The following is a 9394-nucleotide window of genomic DNA, read 5'->3' on the forward strand; positions in this document are numbered from 1 at the left end:
GGAACCTCCCCCCCACCCGTCCTCCGCGGTGCCCCCCCCAACGGCCTCTTCTCCCCCCCCCCCCCCCCCCCCCCCCCCCCCCCACAGCCCGTTCCGGGGCTTTTCCGCGACTCGCCAGGCAGGTAAGGTTAGGTTAGCCTCACCGACAAGACGGGGACGGCACCAGCGACCGACCCGCAGGGAGGTGAACCGCATGTACGTCTGCTCCTGCTTCGGCATCACCGAAGCGCAGGTCAAGAAGCATGCGGACGCCGGAGCCTGCACCCCGCGCCAGATCGCCTCGGCCTGCAAGGCCGGCACGGACTGCGGCGGCTGTGTCCGCCGGATCCAGGCCCTGCTGGGGCGTGACTGCTCGCGCCGTGACCTCGTGGGCCAGCAGCGGGAGCCCGTGGCGGCGACGGTCGGCCACCCGACGGCCATGCCGGTGGCGGCGGCCCCGGACGTGCGTCTCCCCGACGCGGCCTGACGGGTCCCGCCTGCTTCTACGGGGCCGGCTCAGCTCTCCGGCTGTTCGATCAGCTGCGCGATGTAGAGCGGCTCGCCCAGCTTCTCCACCAGCTCCAGCTGGGTGTCGAGATAGTCGATGTGGTGCTCCTCGTCCTCCAGGATGGACTCGAAGATGTTGGCCGAGGTGATGTCCCCCTTGGCCCGCATGACCTCGATCCCGCGCTTGAGGCGGTCGATCGCCTCCACCTCGACCTGGCGGTCCGCCTGGAACATCTCGGTGACCGTCTGGCCCACCCGGACATGGAAGAGCCGCTGGTAGTTGGGCAGCCCGTCCAGGAAGAGGATCCGGTCCGTGAGGACCTCGGCGTGCTTCATCTCGTCGAAGGACTCGGCCCGGGTGTACTTGGCGAGCTTGGTCCAGCCGAAGTTCTCCTGCATCTTCGCGTGCAGGAAGTACTGGTTGATGGCCGTCAGTTCGGCCGTCAGCTGTTCGTTGAGGAACTCAATGACCTCGGGGTCGCCCTGCATCGCAGAGGCTCCTTCCCAGCGTGATCGACAAGGTGGCCGCATCCTCGCACCGCGTCCACCGGCCGTCCAGTAAGTGCACGCTTAGTACGAGTTGACCCACCGTGCGTCCGCCCTGGTCATGACCACCCCTGCCTGTCTGTCACCATGGAGACATGGGTCAGCCGGAAAACCGGGAGAAGCGCGGAGCGGAACGGTCGGAGCTTCCACCAGGACAGCGACTGCAGCGCGGATGGCCGGTCACCCACTACGGGCCCGTTCCCAGGTTCAAACCCGAGCGGTGGGAGTTCCGGGTCTTCGGAGCCACCGCCGACGGGGACAAGCACTGCTGGAACCACCAGGACTTCACGGCGCTGCCCTACTCCTCCGTCGTCGCCGATCTGCACTGCGTGACGAAGTTCAGCATGGTCGGCGCCGAGTGGGGCGGCGTCCTGGCCCGTACGGTGCTCGACCTGGCGCCCCCGGCGCCCGAGGTCACCCATGTGATGGTCTGGGCCGAGTACGGCTTCTCCGCCAACCTGCGGCTGGCCGACTTCGCCTCCGACCGCTCGCTCTTCGCCACCCACAAGGACGGTGAGCTGCTCACCGCCGAGCACGGCTTCCCGCTCCGCCTGGTCGTCCCGCACCTGTACGCCTGGAAGGGCCCGAAATGGGTCCGGGGCGTCGAGTACATGACGGCCGACCGGCGCGGCTTCTGGGAGGAGCGGGGCTACCACAACATCGGTGACCCCTGGGCCGAGCAGCGCTACTCGTACCAGGAGGAGCCGGGGGACGGCCCCGAGCTGTAGAGGCCCCGGAGGCCTGCTACACGGTCGCCCGCAGCGCCTTGAGCCGGGCCACGTCAGCCGCGTGCCCCTCCTTGCCGCCCGGCGTCTCGATGATCAGCGGCACGCCCTCGGTCGCCGGGTGCGCGAACAGCTCCCGGAACGGCTCCGCGCCGATATGACCCGAGCCGATGTTCTCGTGCCGGTCCTTGTGGGCGCCCACGACGTCCTTGGAGTCGTTGGCGTGGATCAGCTTCAGCCGCCCCTCACCGACCGTCTCCACCAGCAGGTCGAGCGTCTGCCGCATCCCGGAGGGACCGGTCAGATCGTGGCCCGCCGCGTAGATGTGGCAGGTGTCCAGGCAGATCCCCAGCTTGGGGTGGGCGTCCAGCGCCTCGAAGTACGGTCCGAAGTCCCCTGCCCGGGAGCAGAGCGAGGAGCCCTGGCCCGCCGTGGACTCCAGCAGCAGATCCGGGTCGTCGTCATGGGTCAGCTCGTCCAGCAGCGGCCGCATGTGCTCCCGTACCTGGGCCAGCGCCTGCGACCGGGGCCGCCCGCCGGTCGCGGAGCCGGTGTGCACGACCACGCCCAGCGCGCCGATCTCCCTGGCCCGGCGCAGCGAGTGGCGCAGGGAGTCCACGGACTTCTCCACGGTCGCCTCGGTGTGCGAGCCGAAGTTGATCAGATACGGGGCATGGACGTACGCCGGCATCGAGGAGGCCGCGCGCTCCGAGCGGAACAGCTCGTCCTGCGCCGGGTTCCCGGCGGGCGTGGCCCAGCCGCGCGGGTTGGCGACGAAGACCTGCACGGCCTCGGCCGCCAGCTCCCGGGCGTAGGAGAGACCGACCTTGGCGAGCCCGCCGGCCACCGGGACATGTCCGCCCACGGGGTTGCGCAGAGGGCCTTCTTCGGAGGTGCGCATGTGGTTCTAGAGCCCCTTGGTCCTGATCGTGATGGTGGAGCCCTCGGGGGCCTGTTCGCCGCCCCTCACGGACTGGCGCGCGACCGTGTCGCTGAACGAGAGGAACGGCCGGTCGACCTTCACCTGGAAGCCCGCCTCCTCCAGGGCGGCCCGGGCCTCGTCGACGTCCCGGCCGGTGACGTCGGGGACGTCCAGCATCCGGGGGCCCTTGGAGACGGTCAGCTCGACCGTGTCGCCCTGCGCGGCCTCGGCGCCCGCGCCCGGGGACTGCTGGGCGATCTTCCCGGCGGCCTCGGCCGAGTGGACCCGGCCGGGCAGCACCTGGACCTTCAGCCCCTCGCCCTCCAGCTCCGCCGTGGCGTCCTCGACCGAGAACCCGGTGACGTCGGGGACGTCGATCGGGCTGCCCTTGCTGACGACCATGGCCACGGCCGTGTCCGGGTTCCGGTCGGTGCCCGCGCGGGGTTCCGTACGGATCACCTCGCCGCGCGCCACGTCCTCGCTGAACTCCCTGGTCACCATGCCGGGGACCAGGCCCACCTTCTTCAGGGAGCGCCGGGCGTCCGCCAGGGAGGAGCCCGCCACATCGGGCACCCGGACGACCTCCGGGCCGCGCGAGACGATGAGCTTCACCGACCCGTTGCCCCGGATGCGGTCACCGGAGGCGGGGTCGCTGCCCACCACCGCGCCCCGCTCGACCGTGTCGCTGAAGACCCGCTCGACGCCCGCCAGCCCGAGCCCGGCGTCCGAGAGCCGCTTCTCCGCGGCCTGCTGGGTCTGGCCGAGCAGCGAGGGCACCTGGGTGAACTGGCCGGAGTTGATGTACCAGACACCCACCCCGATGCCGAGCGTCAGCAGGACGGCGGTGACGAGGGTGACCAGCCTGCCGTGCGGGCCGCCGAACGGGCCGCGCCGACCGGCCCGCCGCCGGGGCGGGGCGGGGGGCGACGGCATCTCCAGCCGACTGGTCCGGTGCACGCCGTCCCCGGGCCCGTCCGCCGGAAGGGCCCGGGGGATCACGCTCGTACGGTCCTGCGCGCCGTCGTGGACGTCCGACAGCGCCTGCGGCGGTACGGCGTCCAGCTCGGCCTCGGTCAGCTGGGCACGGGCCTCCCGGGCCTCGGCCAGGAGCAGCACCGCGTCGTGCGGGCGCACCTCGGGGTTGCGGGCGGTGGCGCTCGCCACCAGGGAGTCCAGCGCCACCGGCAGCCCCGGCACGACGGCGGACGGGGCCGGGACGTCGGTGTTGAGGTGCTGGTAGATGACCTGGGCGGCGTTCTCCCCGGTGTGCGGCTTGGCGCCGGTCAGCATCTCGTACAGCACGACCCCGCAGGCGTACACGTCGCTGCGGGTGTCGGCGCTGCCGTGCTCGATCTGCTCGGGTGCCAGATACGAGACCGTGCCGAGCAGCGAACCGGTGGTGTCGGTGGCCGTGCCGACCGCCCTGACCAGCCCGAAGTCCGCGACCTTGACCCGGCCGTCGTCCCCTATCAGGACGTTCTCCGGCTTCATGTCGCGGTGCACGAACCCCGCCCGGTGGGCGGCGCCGAGCGCGGCGAGGACCGGCTCCAGGATGTCCAGCGCGGCCCGGGGCTGGAGGGCGCCGCGCTCGCGCAGGACGTCGCGCAGGGTGCAGCCCGGGACGTACTCCATCGCGAGGTAGACGTACGCACCCTGGGCGCCCTGGTCGAAGACCCCGACGACGTTGGGGTGGGCGAGGCGCGCCACCGACTTGGCCTCGCGGATGAACCGCTCGACGAAGGCGGCGTCGGTGGCGAGCGCCGGGTGCATCACCTTCAGCGCGAGCACCCGGTCCAGGCGGGTGTCCACGGCCCGGTAGACCGTGGCCATCCCGCCGACGGCGATGCGCGCCTCGATGCGATACCGGCCGTCGAGCAGCTGCCCGACGAGCGGGTCCTGGAGGGTCGTGTCCACCCCGAGAGTCTACGAGCCGCCACCGACACCCCGGACGGGCCGGGCACCTCGGGGGCCGTTCCCTTACCGACCTGTGACAGGGACACGCCCCAGGTGACCGGCCCGGGCGGTCCCTGCTCCTCAAGCTCCCCCGCGGACGGAGGAGCAGGGGTGCGGAGGCGGCGCCCCCGACCGCGTACCGGCGCTCAGAAGGCCGGGCGCTCCGGATCCAGCGCCGCCCGGCCCTCCACCGGTGAGGACGCCTCCGCGTAGTGGCGGCGCGGGATGCGCCCCGCCCGGTACGCCAGCCGGCCCGCGTCCACCGCGTGCCGCATCGCCGCCGCCATCAGCTCCGGCTCCTGGGCCCGGGTCACCGCCGAGGCGAGCATCACCGCCGCGCACCCCAGCTCCATCGCCAGCGCCGCGTCCGAGGCGGTCCCGGCGCCCGCGTCCAGGATCACCGGCACACCGGCCCGCTCCACGATCAGCTCGAAGTTGTGCGGGTTGCGGATGCCCAGCCCGGAGCCGATGGGGGAGCCGAGCGGCATGATCGCCGCGCACCCCACGTCCTCCAGCTTCCGCGCGAGGACCGGGTCGTCGTTGGTGTACGGCAGCACGGTGAACCCGTCGTCGACCAGCAGCTCGGCCGCGTCCAGCAGCTCGATCGGGTCGGGCAGCAGGGTCCGCTCGTCGGCCATGACCTCCAGCTTGATCCAGTCGGTGCCGAGCGCCTCCCGGGCCAGCCGGGCGGTGAGGACGGCCTCGCCCGCCGTGTAGCAGCCCGCCGTGTTCGGCAGCACCTGGATGGAGAGCCGCTCCAGCACGGAGAGGACCGACCCCCGCACGGTCGGGTCGAGCCGGCGCATGGCGACGGTGGTCATCTCGGTCCCCGAAGCGATCAGGGACCGCTCCAGCACCTCCAGGCTCGGCGCCCCGCCGGTGCCCATGATCAGCCGGGAGCCGAAGGCGGCCGGTCCCAGGGTGAAGACGTCGTCGGACATGGTCAGCCTCCCTGCACGGCGGTCAGGACTTCGACGCGGTCGCCCTCGCCGAGCGTGGTGGCGGCCCACCGGCCGCGCGGCACCACGCACTCGTTGACGGCGGCGGCGACCCCGGAGGGCGCGGTGGTCAGGGTGGCGACGAGGCGGTCCAGCGCGGTGCCCGCGTCGAGGGTGCGGGGCTCCCCGTTGACCGAGACGGATACCTGAGGGCTCATGCGGACTGCTCCTGGAGTACGGGGGTGTCGACGGCGGAGGTGAACCGGTCCGGGGTGAACGGGCGGGCCACCTCGGGCAGCTCGCCGGTGGTCAGCGCCTCGGCCATCGCGTCGCCCGTGACAGGCGTCAGGAGCACGCCGTTGCGGTGGTGGCCGGTGGCGAGGAGGAGGCCGGGCAGGGCGGTCGGGCCGAGCAGCGGGGCGTTGTCGGGGGAGGCGGGGCGCAGACCGGCCCGGGTCTCGGTCAGCGGCAGCTCGGTGATGCCCGGCACCAGCTCATGGGCGTCGCGCAGCAGCTCGTAGACCCCGCCTGCGGTGACCGTGGTGTCCCAGCCCATCTCCTCACTGGTGGCGCCGACGACCAGCTCGCCGTTCTCCCGCGGTACGAGGTAGACATGGCCGCCCCGGACCACGGCTCGCACGGTCCGGCTGAGGAAGGGGGCGTACGCCGGGGGTACGGTCAGCCGCAGGACCTGGCCTTTGACCGGGCGGACCGGCGGCACGGCTTCCTCCGGGAGCCCCGCGAGCCGCCCGCTGAGGCTGCCCGCCGCCAGCACGACCTGGTCGGCCCCAACCTCCGTACCGTCACCGAGCACCGCTCCCGCCGCCCGGCCTCCGGCGACGGTGAGCCGCTCGGCGGGGGCCCGGCGGAACACCACCCCGGCCCGTTCGCAGGCGGCCAGCAGCGCGGCGGCGAGCCGGCGCGGGTCCACCTGGTGGTCACCGTCCACCCGCAGCCCGCCCCGTACCCCCGGCGCGAGCATCGGCTCCAGACGGCGGCACTCCCGGCCGCTCAGCCAGGCCGACTCCAGCCCCGAGCGCTCCTGGAGGGTGTGCAGCTCCCGCAGATGCGCCCGGTCGTCGGAGTCCAGCGCGACCGCCAGCGTCCCGCAGGTGCGGAAGCCGGTCTCCCGGCCGCTCGCCGCCTCCAGCTCCGCGACGAACTCCGGATAGCGGGCGGCGGATGCGAGGTTGAGGCCCAGCAGCATCTCCTCGCCGTAGTGCAGTTCGGTGACGGCGGCCAGCATGCCCGCCGCGACCTGGGCGGCCCCGCCGCCCGGATCGGGGTCGGCCACGGTGACGGCAAGCCCGCGCTGGGCCGTCCGCCACGCGGTGACCAGACCGATGATTCCGCCCCCGATGACGAGGACGTCGGATCCTGAGCCTCCCCCCGGGTTTCCGGAGGTCCTCCCCGAGACGCGCATGGGTGTCCAGCCCCTCCCTTCGCCGGCATGACCCGGATCAGGTTCGTACGGTCGGAGGCCGCCCAGCCTCCCTCTCAGCCCGGTGCGTCCGGGCTCCCGCGAGTGTTCTACCGTTGCCAGCCTAAACCCACCCGCCCGCGGCACAGTCAAGGGAGCAGCCACCGTGGCCCGTTCGCTCGACGGACTCGTCCTCACCCCCGTCGCCGACCAGGCCCCCGGCCAGGTGGGCACCCGGACCCGCTTCACGTACCACGAGCGCGACGGCCGGATCTGGGCCGAGTACGCGGGCGGTGACGTGGTCCACGGCCATCTCGTCGGCACCCGCGACGGAGACGGACTCGACTTCCGCTACGTCCAGCTCAAGCAGGACGGAACGACCTCTTCCGGACACTGCCTCTCCACCGTCACCGAACTCGCCGACGGCCGGGTCCGGCTGGAGGAGCGCTGGGAGTGGGAGTCCCAGGAGGGCAGCGGGACCAGCGTGGTGGAGGAAGTCGCCGACTGACGTCGCGTCAGCTGAATAGACTGGTACACGTGAGCGAGCAGACGGAACACCACGCGGCGCGGGAGCGCACACGGAACGTCGTGATCGTCGGAGCGGGCATGGCGGGCGTGCAGACCGCCGTCGCCCTGCGGGAGGCCGGTTTCACCGGACCCGTCACGTTGATCGGCGCCGAACCCCACCAGCCCTACGACCGGCCGCCGCTGTCCAAGGCGGTGCTCCTGGGCAAGGCCGAGGACTCCGCCTTCGACGTGGACTTCGAGGAGCTGGACATCACGCTCCGCCTCGGCCTGGACGTCACCGCCCTGCGCGCCGCCGACCATCTGCTGGACACGGCCGAGGGGGCCGTTCCCTACGACACGCTGGTCCTGGCGACCGGCGCCGAGCCCATCGCCCTGCCCGGCGCCGAGGGCGTCCCCGGCGTCCATCTGCTGCGCACCCTGGACGACGCGGCCCGGCTGCGGCCCGTCCTGGAGCAGCAGCACGACGTGGTGGTCGTCGGGGCCGGGTGGATCGGCGCCGAGTTCGCCACCGCCGCCCGCGCCGCCGGCTGCGCGGTCACCGTCGTGGAGGCCGCCGCCCGCCCGCTGGCCGGGACGCTCCCCGCCGAGGTCGCCGCCCCGATGGCCGGCTGGTACGCGGAGAGCGGCGCCCGACTCCTCACCGACGCCCGGGTCGAGCGGGTGGAGCCGGGCAGGGTGGTCCTCGCGGACGGCCGGGAGCTGCCCGCCGGGGCCGTCGTCGTCGGCATCGGCGCCCGCCCCGCCACCGGCTGGCTCACCGGCTCCGGGATCGAACGCGGCCCGGACGGCTCGATCACCGCCGACAGCGCCCTGCGCACCTCCCTGCCCGATGTGTACGCCGTCGGGGACTGCGCCTCCTTCCCCTCCGCCCGCTACGGCGAGCGCCTGCTGATCCACCACTGGGACAACGCCCTCCAGGGCCCGCGCACCGCCGCCGCCGCGATCCTCGCCGCCGGGAGCGGTGAGCCGCTCCCGGTCCACGACCCCGTCCCGTACTTCTGGTCCGAGCAGTTCGGCCGTTTCGTGCAGTACGCCGGCCACCACGCCCACGCCGACACCCTGGTATGGCGCGGCGACGGCACGGAGGCCGCCTGGTCGGTCTGCTGGCTGCGGGCCGGGGCCCTGGTGGCCCTGCTCGCGGTGGGGCGCCCGCGCGACCTCGCCCAGGGGCGCAAGCTCATCGAGTCCGGGGCCGTCCTCGATCCGGAGCGGGTGGCCGACCCTGCCGTACCGCTGAAGTCCACCGCCCTGTGACGCCTCCGGGCCCGGTGCGCGTGACCCCCGTACGGTCGGCCCGGCTACCGGCTGTCAGTCCCGGATGGCACGCTTGTCCCTGTGACCGAGATTGACGCAAAGACCGATGCTCTCGTCCCCGCCTGGCTCCACCTCCCCGACATCGCGGACATGCTCGATGTCGAGGTGACGCGCGTCCGGCAGCTGGTCAAGGAGGGCCAGCTCATCGCCGTACGCCGTGGTGAGAACCGGACACTTCAGGTGCCTGCCGCCTTCATCGACGGCAACAAGGTGGTCAAGGGCCTCTCCGGCACCCTGACCCTCCTGAGGGACGACGGCTTCTCCGACGAAGAGATGCTGGAGTGGCTCTTCACTCCCGACCCGACCCTGCCCGGCACCCCCGCCCAGGCGCTGAGCGAGAATCGCGGTACGGAGGTGAAGCGCCGCGCCCAGGCGCTCGCCGTCTGACCGACACGATCAGGAAGCGGGGGGGGGGGGGGGGGGGGGGGGGGGGGGGGGGGGGGGGGGGCGAGGGGGGGGGGGGGGGGGGGGGGGGGGGGGGGGGGGGGGAAAAACAAACCCCCCCCCCCCCCCCACCCCCCAGACAGAAGAAGCGGCAAAAAGGAGAACGCTGGGTTGGGGT

Annotated in this window: 11 protein-coding genes and 1 riboswitch; of the genes, 5 read left to right on the forward strand and 6 right to left on the reverse strand. The window is 73.1% G+C overall.

The features are described from left to right. The first annotated feature begins 193 nt into the window (after nucleotides 1-193). Entirely contained in the window at nucleotides 194-466 is a 273-nt protein-coding gene (locus AC0682_RS27400; RefSeq protein ID WP_478535751.1) for a (2Fe-2S)-binding protein, read from the forward strand. A 29-nt stretch (nucleotides 467-495) separates the two neighbouring features. On the opposite strand, the gene bfr is transcribed toward AC0682_RS27400, so the two are convergent. Then, nucleotides 496-975, reverse strand: coding sequence for a bacterioferritin (gene bfr / locus AC0682_RS27405; RefSeq protein WP_018486665.1), 480 nt, complete (start codon nucleotides 973-975; stop codon nucleotides 496-498). Between the two features lie 152 nt (nucleotides 976-1127). Here bfr and AC0682_RS27410 point away from each other — a divergent pair, with 152 nt between their 5' ends. Then, on the forward strand, nucleotides 1128-1760 hold the full coding sequence (locus AC0682_RS27410; protein WP_478535753.1) for a sulfite oxidase-like oxidoreductase: 633 nt from the start codon (nucleotides 1128-1130) through the stop codon (nucleotides 1758-1760). Nucleotides 1761-1776: 16 nt separating this feature from the next. Here the strand turns inward: AC0682_RS27410 and AC0682_RS27415 are convergent, their stop codons facing one another. From AC0682_RS27415 to thiO, 5 genes are all read right to left on the reverse strand, one after another. Beyond that, the gene (locus AC0682_RS27415) at nucleotides 1777-2658 is read right to left on the reverse strand and encodes a deoxyribonuclease IV (protein WP_478535755.1); all 882 of its coding nucleotides are present in this window, start codon (nucleotides 2656-2658) and stop codon (nucleotides 1777-1779) included. 6 nt (nucleotides 2659-2664) lie between these two features. Continuing rightward, a complete protein-coding gene (gene pknB / locus AC0682_RS27420) occupies nucleotides 2665-4593 on the reverse strand; it encodes a Stk1 family PASTA domain-containing Ser/Thr kinase (protein WP_478535756.1) in 1929 nt (642 codons plus the stop codon). A 185-nt stretch (nucleotides 4594-4778) separates the two neighbouring features. Next, on the reverse strand, nucleotides 4779-5573 hold the full coding sequence (locus AC0682_RS27425; RefSeq protein WP_478535758.1) for a thiazole synthase: 795 nt from the start codon (nucleotides 5571-5573) through the stop codon (nucleotides 4779-4781). A gap of 2 nt (nucleotides 5574-5575) precedes the next feature. After that, on the reverse strand, nucleotides 5576-5788 hold the full coding sequence (gene thiS / locus AC0682_RS27430) for a sulfur carrier protein ThiS (protein ID WP_018486660.1): 213 nt from the start codon (nucleotides 5786-5788) through the stop codon (nucleotides 5576-5578). Continuing rightward, complete coding sequence (gene thiO / locus AC0682_RS27435; protein WP_478535760.1) at nucleotides 5785-6993, reverse strand: glycine oxidase ThiO; 1209 nt, start codon at nucleotides 6991-6993, stop codon at nucleotides 5785-5787. Before thiO ends, thiS begins: the two co-directional genes overlap by 4 nt. Then, nucleotides 6991-7103: riboswitch (TPP riboswitch) on the reverse strand. Its footprint overlaps the gene before it by 3 nt. A 53-nt stretch (nucleotides 7104-7156) precedes the next feature. Here thiO and AC0682_RS27440 point away from each other — a divergent pair. The 3 genes from AC0682_RS27440 to AC0682_RS27450 all read left to right on the forward strand — a co-directional run bounded on the left by AC0682_RS27440 (nucleotide 7157) and on the right by AC0682_RS27450 (nucleotide 9219). After that, the gene (locus AC0682_RS27440; RefSeq protein ID WP_254812734.1) at nucleotides 7157-7498 is read left to right on the forward strand and encodes an avidin-fold protein; all 342 of its coding nucleotides are present in this window, start codon (nucleotides 7157-7159) and stop codon (nucleotides 7496-7498) included. Nucleotides 7499-7527: 29 nt separating this feature from the next. Next, entirely contained in the window at nucleotides 7528-8772 is a 1245-nt protein-coding gene (locus tag AC0682_RS27445; RefSeq protein ID WP_478535761.1) for an NAD(P)/FAD-dependent oxidoreductase, read from the forward strand. Nucleotides 8773-8853: 81 nt separating this feature from the next. Further along, on the forward strand, nucleotides 8854-9219 hold the full coding sequence (locus AC0682_RS27450; RefSeq protein WP_114930420.1) for an Rv2175c family DNA-binding protein: 366 nt from the start codon (nucleotides 8854-8856) through the stop codon (nucleotides 9217-9219). Nucleotides 9220-9394 lie beyond the last annotated feature (175 nt).

Source organism: Streptomyces sp. NPDC043746 (assembly GCF_056436485.1).

Excerpts from the sequence above, each read along its gene's own strand:
- AC0682_RS27400 (WP_478535751.1), top strand. The coding sequence starts at position 194 with ATGTACGTCTGCTCCTGCTTCGGCATCACCGAAGCGCAGGTCAAGAAG.
- bfr (WP_018486665.1), bottom strand. The coding sequence starts at position 975 with ATGCAGGGCGACCCCGAGGTCATTGAGTTCCTCAACGAACAGCTGACG.
- AC0682_RS27410 (WP_478535753.1), top strand. The coding sequence starts at position 1,128 with ATGGGTCAGCCGGAAAACCGGGAGAAGCGCGGAGCGGAACGGTCGGAG.
- AC0682_RS27415 (WP_478535755.1), bottom strand. The coding sequence starts at position 2,658 with ATGCGCACCTCCGAAGAAGGCCCTCTGCGCAACCCCGTGGGCGGACAT.
- AC0682_RS27425 (WP_478535758.1), bottom strand. The coding sequence starts at position 5,573 with ATGTCCGACGACGTCTTCACCCTGGGACCGGCCGCCTTCGGCTCCCGG.
- thiS (WP_018486660.1), bottom strand. The coding sequence starts at position 5,788 with ATGAGCCCTCAGGTATCCGTCTCGGTCAACGGGGAGCCCCGCACCCTC.
- thiO (WP_478535760.1), bottom strand. The coding sequence starts at position 6,993 with ATGCGCGTCTCGGGGAGGACCTCCGGAAACCCGGGGGGAGGCTCAGGA.